Below are 22,488 nucleotides of genomic sequence, written 5' to 3'. Positions count from 1 at the left end.
ATAATCAGGTTTACCTATGACCGTCAACTCTACAAAATGCAGCCTTTCTGGCAAGTGAATTAATTCGATTGCGCTAACTTTTTCAGCAATACAACTAATAATGGCCCCGGCCAAATAGATAGGATGGTTTACCTGACATGACTGAGATGATATCCGCGACCATATTGCTGCTATTAATTATGGACCCGCTGGGCAACCTGCCGATCTTTATGTCGGTACTGAAGCATCTGGAACCTAAGCGCCGCCGCGTGGTGCTGATGCGTGAAATGCTGATCGCGCTGGCCCTGATGCTGCTGTTTTTATTCGCCGGTGAACGCATTCTGACGTTTCTTAACCTGCGCACCGAAACCGTGTCGATCTCCGGCGGTATCATTCTGTTCCTGATCGCCATCCGCATGATTTTTCCCTCCGCCGAAACCAGCACCAGCGGCTTGCCGGCCGGCGAAGAGCCGTTCCTCGTGCCGCTGGCAATTCCCTTAGTGGCTGGCCCGTCACTGCTGGCGACATTGATGCTGTTGTCGCATCAATATCCCAATCAGATGACGCATCTGGTTGGCGCGCTGCTGATTGCCTGGGGCGTAACGGTGGCGATCTTGCTGATGTCGGGGCTATTTTTACGCCTGCTCGGCGATAAAGGTGTTAACGCGCTGGAACGCCTGATGGGTTTGATTTTGATTATGCTGGCAACGCAGATGTTCCTGGATGGGATTCGAACGTACCTGAAGCTGTAATGAAAAGGTGCGCATAAATGCGCACCCTACGACAAACCGGTGCGATCGTAGGGTCGCCATTCATGGCGACCACTGTTCATGGCGACCGCGATTATTTCTGCTGTTTATCGATCGGTTTACCCGACCAGTAGCCAGCCAGCAGCGAACCTGACAGGTTGTGCCACACTGAGAACAGCGCGCCCGGCAGTGCTGCCAGCGGCGAGAAGTAGAGTTTGCCCAGCGTCGCCGCCAGGCCGGAGTTCTGCATGCCCACTTCCAGCGCCAGCGTGCGGCAGGTGGATTCGTCGAAGCCAAACAGTTTGCCGCCCCAATAACCGCCCAGCAGACCAATCGCGTTGTGCAGAATCACCGCCACAATCACCATCAAACCCACCGAACCAATAAAGCTTTGGCTACCCGCCACCACCGCGCTGATGATCAGCAGAATACAGAGCATGGAGAACGCTGGCAGATAAGGCTCAACGCGGCGCACCACGCTGTTCATGGAGTGGTGGACAATCAGGCCGAGGCTAATCGGAATCACCACGATTTTCACGATGCTGAGCAGCATGCCAACCACATCAACCTGAATGTGCGTATCAACGTAGAAGCGCGTCAGCAGCGGCGTGGCAAATACGCCCACCAGCGCTGACACCGATGAGATAGTGACTGACAGCGCCACATCGCCCTTCGCCAGATAGATCATCACGTTAGATGCGGTGCCGCTCGCCACGCTGCCGACCAGAATCATGCCCGCTGCCAGATCCGGCGGCATCTGGAACAGTTTCGCCAGGCCCCAGGCGGCCAGTGGCATCACCAGATAGTGCAGAAAGGTGCCGGCAATTACCGGCGCCGGGCGCACCAGCACGCGTTTGAAATCATCAATATTGAGCGTTACGCCCATGCCGAACATAATCAGCATTAGCAGATAGGTGACCCACGGACCGATACCGAGAAAGGTGGAGGGCGAGTAATAAGCAGCGACCGAGAGCAGCACGGCCCAGAGCGGGAACAGGCGGGTAAGTTTGCCGAGCATAACCAGACTTCCTTAGGGATTTTTTAATATTGCCACAGATGAAATGTCGCGCAGGGAACGACCACAGCGACGGACGCGGGATCATAACATTTCGTTATCTTGACGTAAGGCGGGAAGTCACTTGCAGAGGAAAATGCGGATCGGCTGCTGCCGATCCGCGGAAATACGACGAAGTTACTCTGCTTTTTCCAGTAAAAAGCGGTAGATCGCACCACCAATCGCGGCACCAATAATCGGTAATAACCAGAACATCCACAGCTGATCCAATGCCCAGCCACCCTGGAAGATGGCCACACCGGTACTACGCGCCGGGTTCACGGAAGTATTGGTTACAGGAATGCTCACCAGATGGATCAGCGTCAGCGCCAGACCGATAGCAATCGGTGCAAAACCGGCCGGTGCACGTTTATCGGTTGAGCCCATGATCACAATCAGGAATACCGCCGTCAGCACCAGTTCGGTGATCATCCCCGCAGTCAGGCTAAAACCGCCTGGTGAGTGCTCACCATAACCGTTAGAAGCAAAACCGCTGGCCGCCGCATCGAAACCGGCTTTACCGCTGGCGATCAGATACAACACGCCCGCTGCGGCGATGGCACCGACTAATTGCGCGATAATATAGGGCACGACCTGTGACACCGGAAAACGGCCGCCCACGGTCAGACCGATGGTGACCGCCGGGTTAAAATGGCCACCTGAGATATGGCCAACGGCAAACGCCATCACCAATACTGTCAAACCAAATGCCAGCGCCACACCCGCAAAACCGATGCCCAACTCTGGAAACGCCGCCGCCAAAACCGCACTACCACAACCGCCTAAAACCAGCACAAAAGTGCCGAGCGTCTCTGCCACAAACCTTTTCATCTTTATTCCCTCAAATAATTTAATGTTTTCGCGGCGGGATTATCGTTTTTGGCGATTAAAGCGCAACCGCTGAATGAGAGAATAGTGTGATTTTTAGGCAATTCCAGCGTAATCAAGACGTGTCTTGCCCGTCATCAGAGGAATCTTCAGAAATGTCTGGAACGAAGAATACGGTAGCGCTGCGCTTAAATTATTGTTTAAGAAAATTAACCAATAAAAAAGCCGGACCAGGTCCGGCTTGATTTATTGCGCTAAAAATTTGCCTTAAGAACCAAAAAGATTCTTGTGCAGTGCGCGTACCACCTCTTCTGCATCTGGCGTTGGCACCAGGAAGCACAGGTTATAACTGCTGGCACCGTAGCAAATCATGCGCAGATTGAACGGCTCCAGTGCGCCGAACACCTCTTTGCCCACGCCGCAGGCTTTCGACAGGTTATTACCGATGATCGCCACCAGCGCCAGATTCTCTTCTACCTCCACACGACACAGTGAAGAGAGTTCAGTCAGCAGCGCCTGCGTCAGCAAGCTGTCGCCGGTGGTGGTGGAGCCGGTGCTATCCAGCGTCAGCGCCACGCTCACTTCCGAGGTAGTGACCAGATCAACCGAAATGCTATGGCGTGCCAGAATATTGAACACCTCGGCCAGGAAGCCGTGTGCATGCAGCATGTTCAGACTGTGCAGCGTCACCAGCGTCTGCTTACGACGCAGTGCCAGCGCGCGGAACAACGGTGGATTTTTGGTTTCGTTGCACACGCGCGTACCGCCCGCAGCCGGATCTTTACTCGAACCGACGAATACTGGGATATCGCTGCGCACCGCCGGCAGCAAGGTGGCCGGATGCAGCACTTTGGCTCCGAAAATGGCCATTTCCGCCGCTTCCTCGAACGTAATCTCTTCGATACGTTTTGCGGTGGAGACCACGCGAGGATCGGTGGTGTAGATACCGGCGACATCGGTCCAGATATCAATGCGTGCCGCCTGCAACGCTTCGCCCAGCAGCGCGGCGGTGTAATCACTGCCGCCACGGCCCAGCGTGGTGGTGCGGCCTTTGATTTCGCTACCGATAAAGCCCTGAGTGACCACCAGCGCTTCAGCAATGCGCGGCTGCAGCTGCGTTGCAGCCAGCTCTTTCACCGTCGCCACTTCGGGTTCCGCGCGGCCAAAGCGGTCGCTGGTACGCATCACTTTACGCACGTCAAACCATTCGCTGTTGACCTGGCGCTCGCGCAGGATCTCCACGAACAGCAGCGTCGACATCAGCTCACCGTGGCTCACCAGTTCGTCGGTTAGCGCATGCGAAGTGGCCAGCGAGGTCGCTTCAGACAGCATGGTGATGTTTTCCAGCATGCGATCAATCTCTTCGCGAATGACATCCGGCGACTGTAGACGATCGATGATGGCGTATTGAATCCGGCGGATTTCATCCAGCAGGTAAGCGCGTTGCGCTTGTTCCTGGCCTTCAGCAAGGGCAACCAGCAGGTTGGTGACGCCAGCGGAGGCAGAGAGCACCACTAAGCGGGTATTGGCATCAGACAGCACAACATCTGCGCTGCGGTTCATAGCATCAAAATCGGCAACGCTGGTGCCGCCAAATTTAGCCACGATCAGATTTTGAGACATGTAACGAACCCCGTGTCAGGTTATCTTTCTTCCGTTTTTGGGGCGGAAGACATAGTAGCAGCCTAGGCACAAGAGAAGAGCAGAATTGGGCAGACAAGATCAGTAGACAAGTCACCCAGAAGCGCTTCACCTTGCGAAGCGTCCGACTGTGGACGATTCTGGTGACAACCCAGAGGATTCAGCCCCTGCAGCCGACAGTGCAACACCCCGCGTGTTGCCCCACCTCGGCGTCACACCCCCTGATGTGTTATCTGCGGATACGGATCCTCAAACACACTGCCTGGGCGACGCGCCTCTTCTGGCTTACACCCGGAGGTGTAAGTAGCGCGCATAAAGTACTGATTATTTTCCCCCCTGTCCATCCCTGCACTTTGAGGATTTCTCACTTTTACACTTCGGTAAACGCATCGTTGAACAAACGCGGTTGCCAACACCGACCTAAAGTAGAGTCCGAATCAGACAAATGCCGCTTTTTGCTGATGCGGCACAGGGAAATTTCCTGCTGATGCGCTGACAATCGCCGCCGGATTTACCTGAAACACTGCGGCCACGGTCACAAATTTTTTCCCTTAGGTAGTAACTGTAGTCATACTCAACCCCGTGCAAGAGTGCTAAGGATGCCGGGCGAGCAGGATGCCCCGGATGGAATGACGGTTCTTATATCAACTAGAGTGTTGCCATGAAAAATATCAATCCGACCCAAACCGCAGCCTGGAAAGCGCTGCAGCAGCATTTTGACCAGATGAAATCGGTGCAAATCGCCGATCTGTTTGCGCAAGATGCCGATCGTTTTGCGAAATTCTCTGCCACTTTCGATGACCAGATGCTGGTGGATTTCTCTAAAAACCGCATCACCGAGGAAACCCTCGAAAAATTACAGGCGTTGGCTAAAGAGACCGATCTGGCTGGCGCGATCAAATCGATGTTCTCTGGCGAGAAGATCAACCGCACTGAAGAGCGCGCGGTACTGCACGTTGCACTGCGTAATCGCAGCAACACCCCAATTGTGGTCGACGGCAAAGATGTGATGCCGGAAGTCAACGCGGTACTGGCGAAGATGAAAGGCTTCTCCGAGCGCATCATTAGCGGTGAGTGGAAAGGCTATACCGGTAAAGCGATCACCGATGTGGTTAACATCGGCATCGGCGGTTCCGACCTCGGCCCGTTTATGGTGACCGAAGCGCTGCGTCCGTACAAAAATCACCTCAACATGCACTTTGTATCCAATGTTGATGGCACGCACATCGCTGAAACGCTGAAAGATCTCAGCCCGGAAACTACGCTGTTCCTCGTGGCATCAAAAACCTTCACCACGCAGGAAACCATGACCAACGCCCACAGCGCGCGTGACTGGTTCCTGAAAACTGCGGGCGACCAACAGCACGTGGCGAAGCACTTCGCAGCGCTGTCGACCAACGGCAAAGCGGTGGGTGAATTCGGTATCGATACCGACAACATGTTCGAATTCTGGGATTGGGTTGGCGGCCGCTATTCACTGTGGTCAGCAATCGGCTTGTCGATCATTCTGTCTATCGGCTTCGAGAACTTCGAGCAGCTGTTGAGCGGCGCACATGCGATGGATAATCACTTTGCTAATACGCCTGCCGAGCAAAACCTGCCGGTGCTGCTGGCGCTGATTGGCATCTGGTACAACAACTTCTTTGGTGCCGAAACCGAAGCGATTCTGCCGTACGACCAGTACATGCATCGCTTTGCTGCTTACTTCCAGCAGGGCAACATGGAATCCAACGGTAAATATGTCGATCGTGAAGGCAACCCGGTGGATTATCAGACTGGCCCCATCATTTGGGGTGAGCCAGGCACCAACGGCCAGCACGCGTTCTACCAGCTAATTCATCAGGGCACCAAACTGATTCCGTGCGACTTCATTGCACCGGCCTTAAGCCACAACGTGCTGACCGATCACCATCCGAAGCTGCTGTCGAACTTCTTTGCACAGACCGAAGCACTGGCGTTTGGTAAGTCGCGTGATGTGGTAGAGAAAGAGTTCACCGATGCCGGCAAATCGGCCGCATCCGTGGCACACATCGTGCCGTTCAAGGTGTTCGAAGGTAACCGTCCAACCAACTCAATCCTGCTGCGTGAAATTACGCCGTTCAGCCTGGGCTCGCTGATTGCGCTGTATGAACACAAAATCTTCACGCAAGGCGCGATTCTCAACATCTTCACCTTTGACCAATGGGGCGTTGAATTGGGTAAACAGCTGGCAAACCGCATCTTGCCAGAGCTGGAGAATGACGCGGAAATTAGTAGCCACGATAGCTCCACTAATGGCTTAATTAATCGCTACAAATCCTGGCGTTAATTTCCCACCCACCCAGTGAATAAGGCGGCATGGTTGCCGCCTTTTTTATGCCAAATAGGCAACAACCCGCGCAATTCGGTTATTTTAGTCTGCTGCTCCGCTTAGAAAATTCTTAAAATACGCTAAGGATAATCGGAAGTTTGCCCTATTATCCGCCACCCTTTTAATTAAAAAATGGCCCTATTTTACGGTCAGCCTCTCGCTATCCATATGATTGATTTATCATTTTTATTTAACCTGCTTCAGGAAATTCTGATTATTCCTATTCCGTACCAATAGTTAATGCAAAAGTGAAAAATTCTGCCCTGCTATAGACAATCAAATAATTATTCCACCCTCAGAAAAAACTGCATTTAAAAAAAGCAGCTAACGCCAATTCGCCGTATTTATCACCAGAAATGTCTTAGGTTTGCGCCCTCTTTTACTCATGCTGAACTCTGGTAATTTGTTGCCCTATACTGAACGCGCCCGAATTCTGGGTAGATCCTACATTCATTGATTCATATAAATGCAGGAAACGTTGTTATGAAAAAACTGATGGTTGCCGGTGCAGCCTTACTTTACGTTGCCGTTTCCTCCGCTGCGATTGCCGCGCCGGAAGAAGCTGGTGCTGCAGCAGGCGCGCAGGCGGGAGCAATCTCTGCCGGTGCGTCTACCGCTGTCGGTATCGGCGCGCTCGGTGCGTTAGTGGGTCTCGGCATTGCTGCTTCTGGCGGCGGTGACGGTGCAAATACCGGTACAACAACAACCACCACAACGAGCACCACTCGTTGATATAGCACCTTTAAGCATAACCACACACCCGTGTGGTTATTTTTTGCTTGGCTTATTTAGACAGGGATATACAGTGCGCCGACTCTCTTTGCTACTTCTTTGCCTGTTGTTGCAGGCCTGCACACAAACGCAAAAAGGCCTTGAACAAACCGTGATGCTGGCCGTTAACGGCCCGGATGATGTCACAGTTACCGATGAACAGGTTGCTAACCTGCCCTACGCCAGCCTCTATGCTCACATCAATGATGGTCCGCGCATCTTCGTGGTGCTCGGTTACAACGAAAACGGTCAGCAGAAGTGGATCACCCAGGATAAAGCGATGCTGGTGATGCAGCATGGCCGCCTGGTGAAAACCCTCGGGCTACCGAGCAACCTCACTGACGTCAGCAACCTGGCGCAGGATCCGCTCGCCGATGCGTTACACCTGCAAAACGGTGCCAGCTGGACGCGCGTGGTGCAGTGGCGCGAACAGGATAACGTGCGCGCCGCGACAGCCGTTTCCCGCTTCCAGCGCGGTGACGATACGGTGCTGGATATCACCGGCGAACGCGTGCCGTGCCGTGTCTGGCATGAGACCGTTCGTATGGAGAGCCTGGGGACCGAGTGGCAAAATACGTTCTGGATCGATAACCGTGACGGCACGGTGCTGCAGGCCAGCCAGATGCTGGCCGCCGATGCATTCCCTGTTGAAACCACCATTCTGAAGCCGGCGAAATCATGAATAAAATAACTCCAATGCTGGCAGCGTTGATGCTGCTAACGGCTGGCCATGCGCTGGCCGCGGCTCAAGTCACCGTGCACGATGTGCAGGGTAAAAACGCACTGCAAATCGATGATGCGCAAAACCTCTCTCAATTACTGACAAATCCTGCACTGCGCAGTTGGTGGCCGGGCACGGTGATTGCCGAACGCGGTGCAACCGCGGTAGCACAGCAACAGCAGAAACAGCTGCTGGCCGATCTGCGCGCCTGGCAAGCCGACAGCGGCGAGTCGCTGGCCGCCACCATTGGCGCGGTCATCCACCAGCTTAACGACATAAAAGTCACTGGCCGCCAATTCACCTCACTCGATCCCGATGAGGTGCGTCTGCGTCCGCAGGCTAACCGCACGCTGCAGGGCAGCTATGACCTCTACACGCTGGTACAACCCACGCAGGTGCTGGTGCTGGGTGCGCTAAGCAATCCAGGAAAAGAGAGCTGGCAGCCTGGCCGTGAAGTGCGTGATTACCTCGACGGTCACGATCGCCTTTCCGGTGCGGAACGCAGCTTTGCCACGGTGATTGCGCCGTCTGGCAGCACACAACACGTGCCAATTGCCTACTGGAATCATCGCCATATCGAAGTGGAGCCCGGCAGCATTATCTGGCTCGGTTTCACCTCATGGAGCCTGCCCTGGGGCCAAAGCGATTTGAATGCGCGCATGCTTTCCGTTCTGACTCACCGGATACCAGACTGATGAAAAAACAATTAATTATCAGCCTGCTGGCTGCTTCTGTTTCCGCTGCCTGCCAGGTGCATGCGGAGACCTGGCCGGAACCGGTCGGCCCTTCGCAATCTGATTTTGGTGGCGTAGGTCTGATGCAGACGCCAACTGCGCGTATGGCGAAAGAGGGTGAATTTAGCGTTAACTTCCGCGATAACGATCAATATCGTTACTATTCGGCCTCACTGCAGCTGTTCCCGTGGCTGGAAACCACCGTGCGTTATACCGACGTGCGAACCCGTCGCTACAGCGCAGTGGAAGGCTTCAGCGGCAATCAAAGTTATAAAGATAAAGCCTTCGATGTGAAGCTGCGCCTGTGGCAAGAGAGCTACTGGCTGCCGGAAGTGGCCGTGGGCTCGCGCGATTTAGGCGGTACCGGTTTATTCGACAGCGAATATCTGGTGGCCAGCAAAGCGTGGGGGCCGTTTGATTTCACTTTAGGTCTGGGCTGGGGTTATCTCGGCAATAGCGGCACCATCAAAAACCCGTTCTGCTCCTACAGCGACAGTTTCTGTAGCCGCACCGGTAACGGCGAAGCGGGTTCGATTAACGGTTCGCAGATGTTCCACGGTCCTTCAGCACTGTTTGGTGGCGTGGAGTATCAAACGCCATGGCAGCCGCTGCGCCTGAAGGTGGAGTACGAAGGTAACAACTATCAGGATGATTTTGCTGGCCGTCTGGATCAGCGCAGTAAGGTTAACGTCGGCGCGATTTATCGCATCACCGATTGGGCCGACATCAACGCCAGCTACGAGCGCGGCAACACCTTTATGTTCGGCTTTACCCTGCGCACTAACTTCAACGATCTGCATCAGTCGCACATTGATAGCGAGAAACCGGCCTACAACCCGCAGCCGCAGGGCGACCTGCTGCAACCGACGGTGGTGGCGAATCAGCTGACGGATCTGAAGTACAACGCCGGACTGAACGGCCCGCATATCCAGACCAAAGGCAGCACGCTGTACGTTTCCGGCGAGCAAACCAAATATCGCGACACGCGCGAAGGCGTCGATCGTGCCAATCGCATCATCATGAACAACCTGCCTGCCGGTATCGATACCATCGATGTCACCGAGTCGCGCTTCAATATGCCGCAGGTGAGCACGCGCACCAACGTCGCCAGCCTGCACAACGAGCTGGCCGGTTATCCGCTTGGGCATGAGCAGCCGCTGCAGCAAACGCGCGACAATCCGGTTGATCCCGGCACCACCGAGCAAGGTTTCTTCATCCGCAAAGATCGCCTGAACTACAGCTTGTCGCCGGTGCTGAATCAGTCGGTCGGCGGACCGGAAAGCTTCTACATGTATCAGGTTGGCGTGATGGCCAACGCCGATTACTGGCTCACCGATCATCTGTTAGTCGGCGGCAGCCTGTTTGGTAACATCGCCAATAACTACGACAAGTTTAACTATAACGGCGCGCCAGCCGACTCCACGCTGCCACGCGTGCGTACCCATATTCGTGATTACGTTGAGAACAACGTTTACGTCAACGATCTGCAAGCCAACTATATGCGGTCGCTCGGCAACGGTTTCTACGGCCAGGTTTACGGCGGTTATCTGGAAACCATGTATGGTGGCGTCGGTGGCGAGGTGTTGTATCGTCCGATTGATAGCAACTGGGCATTCGGCGTTGATGCCAACTACGTGAAGCAGCGTGATTGGGACAACATGATGCAGTTCACCGACTACAAAGCGCCAACCGGGCATTTCACCGCTTACTGGCGTCCATGGTTTATGCAGGATGTATTGGTGAAAGCCAGCGTCGGTGAATATCTGGCAAAAGATAAAGGCGTGACGTTGGATGTGTCGAAGCGCTTCGACAGCGGTGTGATGGTTGGCTTCTACGCCACCAAAACCAATGTGTCGGCAGAAGCGTATGGTGAAGGCGACTTTACCAAAGGCTTCTACATTTCGGTACCGATGGATCTGTTTACCGTGACGCCAACGCGTGGCCGTGCGCAGGTGAACTGGGTGCCGTTAACGCGTGATGGCGGCCAGATGCTGGGCCGTAAGTATCAGCTGTATGATCTAACGTCAGATCGCGATGCGCGCTTTAACTGATTGATTCATCTGTATTAATCGTAGGGTCGGCATTTATGCCGACCTTTTTTTTGTACATATATTTAAGAAGGTCGCCATCAATGGCGTAATGCACGTCAGTTAAGCAGCGCACTTGCTCTGCGTGGGTTACCGGGTCGCCATGAATGGCGACCCTACAAGCGTTACAGCGATGATAATTCAGGAATAGGCATTGCTGCTGCAGCGCGGGTGTTGAGGCGACATCCCATCCCGCTGAACGAGTGAGGGATTCCAGGGCGAGCCGCAGGGATGCGGCGAGAGGCGGCGCTGAGCAGGAGCGAATCGCCGCTGGTCCGTCAGGAATCGTGAGGGAGTGAAGGCACCGCGAAGCGGCGGGATGGGCTGGCGCAGGGCCCGGGAGTGCAGAGGGCGCGGCCAGGCGTCCTCTGCTCGGTCGCCGCACGGCATGACTGAAACTGCCTCAGCCGATGGCGAACGAAAGTCGCTCAGCGCTTAACGGATCGGCATTACGCGATAAATCGCGCCGCTACGGATAGATGCACATACCGTAGCGGCGCAATTTATTGCGCGTTAGCGAATATTAATCCGCGTCATAACCCAGATTCGGTGCCAGCCAGCGCTCAACCTCGGTCACACTCATCCCTTTACGCGCCGCGTAATCTTCTACCTGGTCGCGTTGAATCTGCGCCACGGCAAAATATTTACTGTCAGGATGACTGAAATCCCAGCCGGAAACCGCCGCGCCTGGCCACATAGCGAAAGATTCGGTCAGTTTCATACCGGTATTGGCTTCCACATCCAGTAGCTGCCAGATCGGCGCTTTCTCGGTATGTTCCGGACAAGCGGGATAGCCCGGCGCGGGACGAATGCCCTGATAGTTCTCGCGAATCAGCTCTTCGTTGCTCAGATTTTCATGGGCGGCAAAGCCCCAAATCACCTTGCGCACCCGCTCGTGCAGATACTCGGCAAAGGCTTCCGCCAGACGATCCGACACCGCTTTCACCATGATTTTGTTGTAATCATCGTGCTGTTTGTCATACGCCTCGGCCAGCGCATCCTCTTCAATTCCAGCGGTAACGGCAAACGCGCCGAGGTAATCGGCTTTACCGCTGGATTTCGGCGCCACGAAGTCGGCCAAACAATAGTTAGCAAAGTCGGTTTTCTCGGTCTGCTGACGCAGATGATGGCTCACGCACAGCACCTCGTTGCGGTTCTCATTGCGATAGATTTCAATGTCATCGCCGACGCGGTTAGCCGGAAAAATCCCCACCACGCCGCGAGGATTGAGCGTGCCGCTGGTGCTCAGCATATCCAGCATCGCGTTGGCATCGGCAAACAGCCGCCTGGCCTCTTCGCCCACCACCTCATCTTCCAGGATGCGCGGATATTTTCCCGCCAGCGACCAGGTCATAAAGAATGGCGTCCAGTCGATGTAATTACGCAGCGTTTCAATGTTGGCTTGCACTGCGCTCACGCCGAGACGATGCGGCACCGGCGGCGTATAGCTTTCCCAATCAATGGAGTAGTCGTTATCGCGCGCGGTTTGCAGGCTGACCGGCGGCGTGCGCGGCTTTTTACGTGCATGCTGAATACGCACCGTGTCGTACTCTTTGCGCGTGCGTGCCACGAAATCTTCTTTCAGCGTAGCGGAGAGCAACGATGACACCACGCCCACGGTGCGCGAGGCGTTCTGCACATACACCGTTGGACCGCTGTAATTCTGCTCAATCTTCACCGCCGTGTGCGCCTTCGAGGTGGTCGCGCCGCCAATCAGCAGCGGGATAGTGAATCCCTGGCGCTCCATCTCTTTCGCCACGTTAACCATTTCATCCAGCGACGGCGTAATCAGCCCAGAAAGCCCGATAATATCGGCGTTCTCGGCAATCGCGGTTTTAAGGATTTTGTCGCTCGGCACCATCACGCCGAGGTCGATAATTTCGTAGTTATTACACTGCAGCACCACACCAACGATGTTTTTGCCGATGTCGTGCACATCGCCCTTCACCGTCGCCAGCACGATCTTGCCGTTGCTGCGTCCGGCCTCTTTGCTGGCCTGAATGTAAGGTTCGAGATAGGCCACCGCCTGCTTCATCACGCGCGCCGATTTCACTACCTGCGGCAGGAACATTTTGCCCTCGCCGAACAGATCGCCAACCACGTTCATGCCGGACATCAGCGGGCCTTCAATCACCTGGATCGGGCGTTCAGATGCCTGACGCGCTTCCTCGGTATCCAGCTCAATAAACTCGGTGATGCCTTTCACCAACGAGTATTCCAGACGTTTTACCACGTCCCAGCTGCGCCATTCGGCCTGCTGTTTCTCCTGCTCGCCGTCACTTTTACTGCCGCGATATTTCTCCGCCAGCTCCAGCAGGCGCTCGGTGCCATCATCACGGCGGTTAAGAACCACGTCTTCCACAGCGTCGCGCAGCTCGGCCGGCAGATCGTCGTAAATCGCCAGCTGCCCGGCATTGACGATGCCCATATCCATGCCGTTGCGGATGGCGTAATAGAGGAACACCGCGTGAATCGCTTCACGCACCGGTTCATTACCGCGGAACGAGAAAGATACGTTGGAGACGCCGCCGGAGATCAGCGCATGCGGCAATTCGCGCTTGATATCGGCACAGGCACCGATAAAGTCCATCGCGTAGTTGTTGTGCTCTTCAATCCCGGTGGCAACGGCAAAAATATTCGGATCGAAAATGATGTCTTCTGGTGGGAAACCGACCTCTTCGGTGAGGATCTTGTAGGCGCGGCGACAGATTTCGATTTTGCGCGCGCGCGTATCCGCCTGACCGACTTCGTCAAACGCCATCACCACCATCGCCGCGCCGTAGCGACGCACTTTCCGCGCGTGATCAATGAAAGGTTCAACGCCCTCTTTCATCGAGATGGAGTTAACGATGCCTTTACCCTGAATGCACTGCAGGCCCTTCTCAATGACCTCCCATTTTGAGGAGTCGATCATGATCGGCACACGCGCGATGTCGGGTTCACCAGCAATCAGATTGAGGAAGCGCACCATCGCCGCCTCCGCATCCAGCATGCCTTCATCCATGTTGATATCGATGATTTGCGCCCCGCTCTCAACCTGCTGACGCGCCACATCCAGCGCTTCGTTATATTTCTCTTCTTTGATCAGGCGCTTGAACTTAGCCGAGCCGGTGACGTTGGTACGTTCGCCAACGTTGACGAACAGCGAGTCGGCGTGAATGTTAAGCGGTTCCAGGCCCGCCAGGCGACAAGCCACCGGAATCTCCGGCAGCTGGCGCGGCGCAACACCTTCCACCGCAGCCGCCATCGCCGCGATGTGTTCCGGCGTGGTACCGCAGCAGCCACCGATAATATTGAGGAATCCGGCACGTGCCCACTCACCAATCTGCTCGGCCATAATGGCGGCATCAAGATCGTATTCACCAAAGGCATTGGGCAAACCGGCGTTCGGGTGCGCGGTGACGTAGCCTTCGGCAATGCGCGACAGCTCCGCCACATATTGACGCAGTTCGTCCGGCCCCAGCGCACAGTTAAGACCAAATGACAGCGGCTCGGCGTGGCGCAGCGAGTTATAGAAACCTTCGGTGGTTTGACCGGAGAGCGTACGACCGGAGGCATCGGTGATGGTGCCGGAGATCATCAGCGGCAGCTTAACGCCCATCGCTTCCATCTCGGCCTGCACCGCATAAATCGCCGCTTTGGCATTCAGCGTATCGAACACCGTTTCGATCATGATCAGATCAGAACCGCCAGCGATCAGCGCATGTGTGGATTCGCGATAGGCTTCCACCAGCTGATTGAAGGTGACGTTACGATAAGCGGGATCGTTAACATCCGGTGAGATAGAACAGGTGCGGTTGGTCGGGCCCAACACGCCCGCCACGTAGCGTGGACGATGCGGTGTTTTTGCCGTCCAGGCATCGGCGCTGGCACGTGCCAGTTTGGCGGCTTCGAAGTTGATCTCCGCCGACAGCGCTTCCATCGCGTAATCCGCCATCGCAATGGTGGTGGAGTTAAAGGTATTGGTCTCCAGAATATCCGCGCCCGCGGCGAGATAGGCATCGTGGATTTCGCGAATCACATCCGGCCTGGTGAGCACCAACAGATCGTTGTTACCTTGCAAATCGGACGGCCAGTCGGCAAAGCGGCTGCCACGAAAATCCTGCTCGCTCAGTTTATAACTCTGGATCATGGTGCCCATGCCACCGTCCAGAATCATGATGCGTTGCGCCAGCTGCTGCTGCAGCATTTCTGTTTTGTTGCTCACTGTTGCCCCGTCCACGTCATTGCGTTGGCTAATATGCCAGCCAGACATACTGGCATATCTTTAAGATGAGCAAAAGTCAGCTCAGATGAGACATTTTCAGCCATGATGCCTAACAGATCCGACCAGAAAGCGAACGTTTGCATTCGCACCATTAAAAACGAAAATGGTTTCCATAATTAATGCGATTGTGGAGAAGTTATGGCAACCCCTGCGCCCGTAAAACGCGGCAAGAAACCGCGTGCCACCACCACGACCACCAGCGCGCCCGTTGGCGGGCAAGTTCAATCTCTTACGCGCGGCCTGCGTCTGCTGGAGTTGATTGCCGAATCCCACGGCAGCGTGGCGCTCACCGAACTGGCACAACAGGCCGGTTTACCCAACTCCACCACGCATCGCCTGCTCACCACCATGCAGCAACAAGGCTTTGTCCATCAGGTGGGCGACTTAGGGTTATGGACCATTGGTTCGCACGCCTTTGTGGTCGGCAGCAGCTTCCTGCAGAGCCGCAATCTGCTGGCGATTGTGCATCCGCTGTTGCGCAAGCTGATGGAAGATGCCGGTGAGACGGTGAATCTGGCGGTGCTGGATCTCAGCGATTATCAGGCGGTGATCATCGATCAGGTGCAGTGCACGCAGCTGATGCGGATGTCCGCACCCATTGGCGGTAAGCTGCCGATGCATGCCTCCGGCGCCGGCAAAGCATTTCTGGCACATCTGAGCGATGAGCAAGTAACAGCGCTGCTGCATCAAAAAGGTTTGCACCATTACACGCCGAAGACGCTGATTTCGCCGCACAGCCTGAAGGAAAATCTGGCGCTGATTCGTAAGATGGGCTTCTCCCATGATGACGAGGAGCACGCGCTAGGCCTGCGCTGTGTCGCTGCGCCGATCTATGACGAGCATGGCGAACCCTTCGCGGCAATCTCCATTTCCGGCCCGATTGCACGCATGACAGACGACCGCATCACCGAACTGGGTGCGCTGGTGATTCGCGCCGCCAAACAGGTGACGCAAACCTATTCTGGCCGTTAAGCGGCCACCGCAGCATAGCGCGCGCTGAAACGCTGGCTCGCGCGCCAGGCAATCACCTCTTCAATATGCCCTGCGCGGATGCGCGTTTGCAGCGCGCGCCACCAGTTGGGATCAAACAGTTGTGGATGCAGCGCCTGCAGTAATTTACCGGTCGCCGGTTCACTGCATAGCGCATAGCGGAAGGTTTCCGGGAACACGTCATCCGGGCCGACGCTGTACCAGGGTTCGGCCTGCAGTTCATCCTCTTCATAACGCGCCTGCGGTACATCGCGGAACACCAACTCACTCATCGGGCGAATCTCGTCGTAGTCGTAAAACACCACGCGACCATGGCGCGTCATACCAAAGTTTTTGAACAGCATGTCACCGGGGAAAATATTCGCCGCCGCCAGCTGGCGAATCGCATCGCCGTACTCGCCAATCGCATGCTGCCGCTGTTCCGGTGTCGCCTGTGCCAGCCACAGATTGAGCGGCTCCATGCGGCGCTCCAGCCACAAGTGGCGAATAATCACCACATCGTCACGTACTTCCAGCTTCTGCGGAATATCGCGCTCAAACTCCGCCATCAGCTCGGCAGGAATACGGGCGCGCGGCAATGCAAAGTGTTCAAACTCTTGCGTATCCGCCATGCGTCCGACGCGATCGTGCTCTTTGACCATGCGATAGCAGTCACGCACCTGCGCATCGGTGACCTCCTTTTGCGGCGCGAAACGGTCCTTAATCACTTTAAATACGCGATCGAAACCCGGCAGCGTGAACACCATCATCACCATACCGCGAATGCCGGGCGCGACGGTGAAATCCTCCTCGCTGTGCGCCAGATAGTGCAGGTATTCACGATAACATTCGGTTTTACCGTGCTTCTGACAGCCAATCGCCATGTAGCGCTCAGCCACAGTTTTGCCCGGCAAAATCGGTTGCAGCCACGCTACCAGCGCAGCAGGCACCGGCGCGTAAACCATGAAGTAGGCGCGCGCAAAGCCAAACACGATGCTGGCATCATCGCTATCGGTCAGACAGGTATCGATCCACAAGCGTCCGGCATCATCACGCTGGATCGGCAACAAGCAGGGCACTACGCCATCATTGAGCTGCAGCCGCGCCACAATCCACGCGGTTTTGTTGCGATAAAACAGCTCGCTAGCGACATCCAGCGTCGCGTTTGCCAGCTGCGCGGCGCCAAACTGCTCATGCAGATGACGCACAATCCAGCCGATATCGCGCGTTTGATCCTGCCACGTTAGGCGCAGCGGCATGTCATTCAGCACCTGACGCAATGTCTCCTGCCAATTCTGCTGCGGACGATACAGGCGCGACAGCGGGCGCTGTGCAACGGGTGCCGGCGCGTAAGGCTGCGACGGGAAGATAAACAAGCGTTCGGGCGACAAATGGCGGTGGCCCTGTAAGCGACAATAGACCGAATTGAAGAAGCTCTCGGCAATTTCGTGGCGCGGATAGCCAGGCAGCAGGGTTTCATAATGACTTTTGACGCGCAGCCAGAAAGCTTCATCCCAGTCCGAAGTATCATTGAGAATGCGCAGCTGATTAGCAACCAAGCCAACGTGGTGATCGTAGAGATGAATACGCGCTTTCATCGCCTGCTGCACCGCGTGCCAGTCAGCCTGTTCAAAGCGCTGCTGTGCGCCAGCAGTGATATCCAGAAAGCGACCATACTGCGCGTCAAAACCCTGCAGAATGGTGTGGGCGATTAACGATTCTCTCGGTGTCATTGGCAACGCTCCGGGGGAAACGGTCGCCATAAATGGCGACCCTACAAAGGCAGTATCGGTGTGAGATTAGAACTGCGAGGCTTCGGTGGAACCGGTCAATGCAGTCACCGAGGATTGCCCGCCCTGAATCACATTAGTGATGCGATCGAAGTAGCCGGTCCCCACTTCCTGCTGATGTGACGAGAAGGTGTAGCCTTTGTCGCGCGCTGCAAATTCCGGCTGCTGCACTTTTTCCACGTAATGCCGCATGCCTTCGCCCTGCGCGTAGGCGTGCGCAAGGTCGAACATGTTGAACCACATGCTGTGAATGCCGGCCAGCGTAATAAACTGGAAGCGATAGCCCATGTCGCTCAGCGCCTGCTGGAAACGTGCGATAGTGCGATCGTCGAGATTCTTCTTCCAGTTAAACGACGGCGAGCAGTTATAGGCCAGCAGTTTGCCGGGGTACTGCGCGTGAATGGCATCGGCAAAACGTTGCGCCAGCTCGAGATCCGGCGTCGAGGTTTCACACCACAGCACGTCGGCATAAGGTGCATAGGACAGCCCGCGACTGATCGCCTGCTCAATACCTGCGTGCGTGCGGAAGAAGCCTTCGGCAGTGCGCTCACCGGTAATGAATGTTGCATCGCGCGGGTCGCAGTCGGACGTGATCAGATCGGCGGCATCGGCATCAGTGCGCGCAATTAATACCGTCGGCACGTTCATTACGTCAGCCGCCAGACGTGCTGCCACCAGTTTCTGAATCGCTTCCTGCGTCGGTACTAATACTTTGCCGCCCATGTGTCCGCACTTTTTCACTGCCGCTAGCTGGTCTTCAAAATGCACCGCACCGGCACCGGCCTGAATCATCGATTTCATCAGCTCGAAAGCATTGAGCACGCCGCCAAAACCGGCTTCCGCATCGGCCACAATCGGCAGGAAGTAATCGATGAAGTCCTCATCGTCTGGCGAGACGCCGCTGGCCCACTGAATCTGATCGGCGCGCTGGAAGCTTTGGTTGATACGTTCCACCACGTTTGGCACCGAATTCACCGGATACAGCGACTGATCGGGATACATCTGCCCGGCGAGGTTGGCATCGGCCGCCACCTGCCAGCCTGAGAGGTAAATCGCCTCAATGCCTGCTTTTGCTTGCTGCACCGCCTGACCGCCGGTCAGCGCACCGAGGCTGTTGATGTAGCCTTTGCTGGATTCGCCATTAAGCAACGACCAGAGTTTGGTGGCGCCGCGTTCCGCCAGCGTGCAGGCTGGATTCACCGAGCCGCGCAGGTTGATAACGTCCTCTGCACTGTACGGACGAGTAATGCCTTCCCAACGTGCATCGTTCCAGCTCGATTCCAGCAGTTTGATCTGTTGCGTACGATTCATAGCCATATCTCCGGGTTCAAGGCAGCAGGCGGTAGCCTGGCAGAGTGAGGAAAGAAACCAGTTGGTTATCGGTGGTGATTTGCGCCATCAGCGCGGCGGCATCCTCAAAACGTCCGTTGCGGCAACGTTCTGCGCCAAGGGTTTGCTGCAACGCAGCTAACTCTTCTTCCAGCAGGCGTTCGAAAAGCGCTACCGTTACCGGCTGACCATCGCTGAGAATCTGTTTGTGATGAATCCATTGCCAGATCGAAGTACGTGCGATTTCAGCAGTGGCGGCATCTTCCATCAGGCCATCAATCGGTACGCAGCCATTGCCGCTGATCCAGGCTTCCAGATATTGCAGCGCCACGCGAATATTAGCGCGCATGCCCGCTTCGGTGCGCTTGCCGCGACACGGTGCCAATAAACGTTCTGCGGTGATTGGCGCATCCTGCTCACGCGTAATATGCAGTTGATTGGGCTTATCGCCGAGCTGACGGTCAAATGCTTCCATCGCAATATCTGCCAGACCGGGATGTGCCACCCAGGTGCCGTCGTGACCGTTGCCGGCTTCACGCGTTTTGTCTTCCTGCACCTTCTGCGTTACCCATAAATTGCGTTCCGTATCTTTGCTAGGAATCAACGCTGACATGCCGCCCATCGCCAGCGCGCCGCGGCGATGACAGGTTTTGATCAGCAGGCGAGAATAGGCATCCAGGAATGGTTGGTCCATGCTGATTTGCTGGCGGTCCGGCAGGATGCGATCGGGATGTTGTCCGAGCGTTTTGATGTAGCTGAAGATGTAATCCCAGCGGCCACAGTTGAGCCCAACCACGTGATCGCGCAGTTCCCACAGGATCTCATCCATCTGAAATACCGCGGGCAGCGTTTCGATCAATACCGTGGCTTTGATCGTGCCGCGTGGCAGATCGAAGCGATCTTCACTGAAACGGAAGATCTCACGCCACCATGCCACTTCAGCCGCATGCTCGGTTTTCGGCAAATAGAACCATGGCGCATGGCCCTTCTCCCGCAGCGCTTCAACGTTGTGGAAAAAGTAGAGCGCGAAATCAAACAGCCCGCCGGGAATGGCTCGATCGCGCCACTCAACATGCTTTTCATTCAGATGCAGACCACGTACACGGCACATCAGCAGCGCCGGGTTGGCGCGCAGCTGGTAGATCTTGCCGGTTTCACTGGTAAAGCTCAGCGTACCCTTAACCGCATCGCGTAGCGTTAATTGTCCATCAATCAGCTTCTGCCAGGTCGGTGCCAGCGAATCTTCAAAGTCGGCCATAAAGACGTTGACGTTCGCATTAAGCGCGTTGATCACCATTTTGCGATCCGGCGGACCGGTGATCTCCACACGACGATCTTGCAACAGCGGGGGGATTGGCCGCACCTGCCACTCATTTTCACGAATGGAAGTGGTTTCCGAATCAAATCCAGGTAGTTCGCCTTGGTCGTAGCGCTGCTGGCGTTGCTGGCGTGCTTTCAGCAGACGCTCACGCTCAGGTGCAAAACGCACCACCAGTGAATGGATAAAATCGATCGCTTCCGGGGTAAGCAGCTGCTTTTCCGCGTGGGTAAAGGGCTGGCTAAAGGTTAGCGTATTGCTGATAACCGAGTCTGTCATGCGGGCTGCCTCCTGAGTTGATCCATCGCCTAACGACAGGATCCGGATGTAGGGTGTTTTTTAACCTGCAAGATCAGAGCATAACGGTTTTTATTTTATTTTCAAAAACTATTTCCATTTTTGTATTAGATGGCATTTATGACATTGATATTTATATAATTTAATTCATAAAATTAAAGGCAATAGGTTCCACTAGATACAGAAGGCAAAAAAAAACGCGATAGCTTTCGACTATCGCGGCAGGATAAAACGAGGCGTTGGATTTATTCGAGCGTGGGATTCATACGACGCAGATCGAACGGCGTGATCTGATAAACGTAGTAGTTGAGCCAATTCGAGAACAGCAGATTGCCATGGCTGCGCCAGGTGGCGCGCGGTGGCAGTTCAGGATTGTCCTGCGGGAAGTAGTTGAACGGCACTTCCGGATGTAAGCCCGCATCGTAATCACGATGATATTCGCCAGAAAGCGTCAGCGCATCATACTCAGGATGGCCGGTAACAAATGCTAAGCGCTTGTCTTTACTCGCCATCAGGTAGGCGCCGGTAGATTCCGCTTCGGCGAACAGCTCGAGATCGGTGTAGTCACGAATTAACTGGCTGGGGAAATCTGCATAGCGTGAATGTGGCGCCAGGAAAGTGTCGTCAAAACCACGCGTTAGCAGTGCATGCGGATGCAGGATCTGATGCTCATAAACACCGGATAATTTGTTCTGTCGCGTCTGCTTAGGAATGCCATACAGAATGTTTAATGCCGCCTGTACCGCCCAACAAACAAACAGCGTCGATGTGACATGTTCGTTTGCCCAATGCAGCACGCGCTGAATCTGCGGCCAGTAGGCTACATCATTGAAATCAACCAGTCCCAGCGGGGCACCGGTGACAATTAGCCCATCGAAATTATCGTTTTGGATGTCTTCAAAGTTGCAGTAGAAGTTGTTCAGATGCTCGGTCGGGGTGTTGCGCGACTCGCGGCTATCAATACGCAGCAGCTGCACGTCAATCTGCAGCGGCGAGTTTGATAACAGCCGTAGGAACTGGTTTTCCGTCTCGATCTTCTTTGGCATCAGGTTAAGAATCAGCACTTTAAGTGGACGAATTTCCTGAACACTGGCGCGCGATGACGTCATGACAAAGACATTTTCATCACGTAAAAAATTCACTGCCGGTAATTCGTCGGGAATTCTGATTGGCATAACCTGCTCACCTCTTTCTTACAACCGTATAAACGTTTAGACATCCAGATGCCCGACATTAGCCTGGTATGCTGTGAATGTCGAGTCTTCATGCGGTTTATGAAAATGTTTCAGCTTTAGGTGGGAATTGGGACGAAGAGCAGCAAGATTATTAATATTTGATGAGTTGTTGGGGGAATATGATCTGGTTTTTGACTATTTAGCTGTAATTTTCGCTGAAAATTGCACTAAAACACTGCATTTTTACAGAGATATAGACGTAAAAAAGCCCTGAACTTCCGTTCAGGGCTTCTTCACCTAACTGATGCCTGGCAGTTCCCTACTCTCGCATGGGGAGACCCCACACTACCATCGGCGCTACGGCGTTTCACTTCTGAGTTCGGCATGGGGTCAGGTGGGACCACCGCGCTAAAGCCGCCAGGCAAATTC

General features: G+C 55.0%; 15 protein-coding genes, 1 rRNA gene and 1 riboswitch. Of the genes, 7 read left to right on the top strand and 9 right to left on the bottom strand.

Annotation, left to right across the window (positions count from 1 at the left end; genetic code table 11):
• The first annotated feature begins 137 nt into the window (after nt 1-137).
• The gene (locus tag AC790_RS15410) at nt 138-731 is read left to right on the top strand and encodes a YhgN family NAAT transporter (RefSeq protein ID WP_007891319.1); all 594 of its coding nucleotides are present in this window, start codon (nt 138-140) and stop codon (nt 729-731) included.
• A 91-nt stretch (nt 732-822) separates the two neighbouring features.
• Here AC790_RS15410 and panS read toward each other — a convergent pair whose 3' ends face one another.
• The 3 genes from panS to lysC form a co-directional block, all read right to left on the bottom strand.
• On the bottom strand, nt 823-1,746 hold the full coding sequence (panS, locus tag AC790_RS15405; protein WP_007891320.1) for a ketopantoate/pantoate/pantothenate transporter PanS: 924 nt from the start codon (nt 1,744-1,746) through the stop codon (nt 823-825).
• 174 nt (nt 1,747-1,920) lie between these two features.
• Complete coding sequence (gene aqpZ / locus AC790_RS15400) at nt 1,921-2,613, bottom strand: aquaporin Z (protein ID WP_049852341.1); 693 nt, start codon at nt 2,611-2,613, stop codon at nt 1,921-1,923.
• Between the two features lie 264 nt (nt 2,614-2,877).
• A complete protein-coding gene (gene lysC / locus AC790_RS15395) occupies nt 2,878-4,233 on the bottom strand; it encodes a lysine-sensitive aspartokinase 3 (RefSeq protein ID WP_049852340.1) in 1,356 nt (451 codons plus the stop codon).
• 111 nt (nt 4,234-4,344) lie between these two features.
• A riboswitch (Lysine riboswitch) is annotated at nt 4,345-4,539 on the bottom strand.
• 373 nt (nt 4,540-4,912) lie between these two features.
• On the opposite strand from lysC, the gene pgi reads away from it, so the two are divergent.
• The 5 genes from pgi (at nt 4,913) to AC790_RS15370 (ending at nt 10,878) form a co-directional block, all read left to right on the top strand.
• The gene (pgi, locus tag AC790_RS15390; protein ID WP_007891325.1) at nt 4,913-6,559 is read left to right on the top strand and encodes a glucose-6-phosphate isomerase; all 1,647 of its coding nucleotides are present in this window, start codon (nt 4,913-4,915) and stop codon (nt 6,557-6,559) included.
• Nucleotides 6,560-7,084: 525 nt separating this feature from the next.
• Nucleotides 7,085-7,333, top strand: coding sequence for an exopolysaccharide production protein YjbE (yjbE, locus tag AC790_RS15385; protein WP_007891326.1), 249 nt, complete (start codon nt 7,085-7,087; stop codon nt 7,331-7,333).
• Nucleotides 7,334-7,406: 73 nt separating this feature from the next.
• Complete coding sequence (locus AC790_RS15380) at nt 7,407-8,054, top strand: YjbF family lipoprotein (protein WP_049852339.1); 648 nt, start codon at nt 7,407-7,409, stop codon at nt 8,052-8,054.
• Entirely contained in the window at nt 8,051-8,788 is a 738-nt protein-coding gene (locus AC790_RS15375) for a capsule biosynthesis GfcC family protein (protein WP_049852338.1), read from the top strand. The genes AC790_RS15380 and AC790_RS15375 overlap by 4 nt, the downstream gene beginning before the upstream one ends.
• A complete protein-coding gene (locus tag AC790_RS15370; protein ID WP_049852337.1) occupies nt 8,788-10,878 on the top strand; it encodes a YjbH domain-containing protein in 2,091 nt (696 codons plus the stop codon). The genes AC790_RS15375 and AC790_RS15370 overlap by 1 nt, the downstream gene beginning before the upstream one ends.
• A 559-nt stretch (nt 10,879-11,437) precedes the next feature.
• On the opposite strand, the gene metH is transcribed toward AC790_RS15370, so the two are convergent.
• The gene (metH, locus tag AC790_RS15365) at nt 11,438-15,121 is read right to left on the bottom strand and encodes a methionine synthase (RefSeq protein WP_049852336.1); all 3,684 of its coding nucleotides are present in this window, start codon (nt 15,119-15,121) and stop codon (nt 11,438-11,440) included.
• 198 nt (nt 15,122-15,319) lie between these two features.
• Here metH and iclR point away from each other — a divergent pair, with 198 nt between their 5' ends.
• Entirely contained in the window at nt 15,320-16,153 is an 834-nt protein-coding gene (gene iclR / locus AC790_RS15360) for a glyoxylate bypass operon transcriptional repressor IclR (RefSeq protein ID WP_007891835.1), read from the top strand.
• Here iclR and aceK read toward each other — a convergent pair.
• The 5 genes from aceK to rrf form a co-directional block, all read right to left on the bottom strand.
• Entirely contained in the window at nt 16,150-17,883 is a 1,734-nt protein-coding gene (gene aceK / locus AC790_RS15355) for a bifunctional isocitrate dehydrogenase kinase/phosphatase (protein WP_049852335.1), read from the bottom strand. The two genes, iclR and aceK, sit on opposite strands and share 4 nt — an antisense overlap.
• A gap of 66 nt (nt 17,884-17,949) precedes the next feature.
• Complete coding sequence (gene aceA, locus AC790_RS15350; protein ID WP_007891833.1) at nt 17,950-19,251, bottom strand: isocitrate lyase; 1,302 nt, start codon at nt 19,249-19,251, stop codon at nt 17,950-17,952.
• Nucleotides 19,252-19,267: 16 nt separating this feature from the next.
• The gene (gene aceB / locus AC790_RS15345) at nt 19,268-20,866 is read right to left on the bottom strand and encodes a malate synthase A (RefSeq protein ID WP_049852334.1); all 1,599 of its coding nucleotides are present in this window, start codon (nt 20,864-20,866) and stop codon (nt 19,268-19,270) included.
• A gap of 263 nt (nt 20,867-21,129) precedes the next feature.
• Nucleotides 21,130-22,059 carry a homoserine O-succinyltransferase gene (gene metA / locus AC790_RS15340; RefSeq protein WP_007891827.1) on the bottom strand — a complete coding sequence of 310 codons (930 nt, stop codon included), beginning with the start codon at nt 22,057-22,059 and terminating at the stop codon, nt 21,130-21,132.
• A 306-nt stretch (nt 22,060-22,365) separates the two neighbouring features.
• A 5S ribosomal RNA gene (gene rrf, locus AC790_RS15335) occupies nt 22,366-22,481 on the bottom strand.
• Nucleotides 22,482-22,488 lie beyond the last annotated feature (7 nt).

This window comes from Pantoea sp. RIT-PI-b, from assembly GCF_001187905.1.
In the GTDB taxonomy this organism is placed as follows: domain Bacteria; phylum Pseudomonadota; class Gammaproteobacteria; order Enterobacterales; family Enterobacteriaceae; genus Pantoea; species Pantoea nemavictus.
Note: the sequence above shows the minus strand (reverse complement) of the source record. Positions and strands in the feature narration are given on the sequence as shown.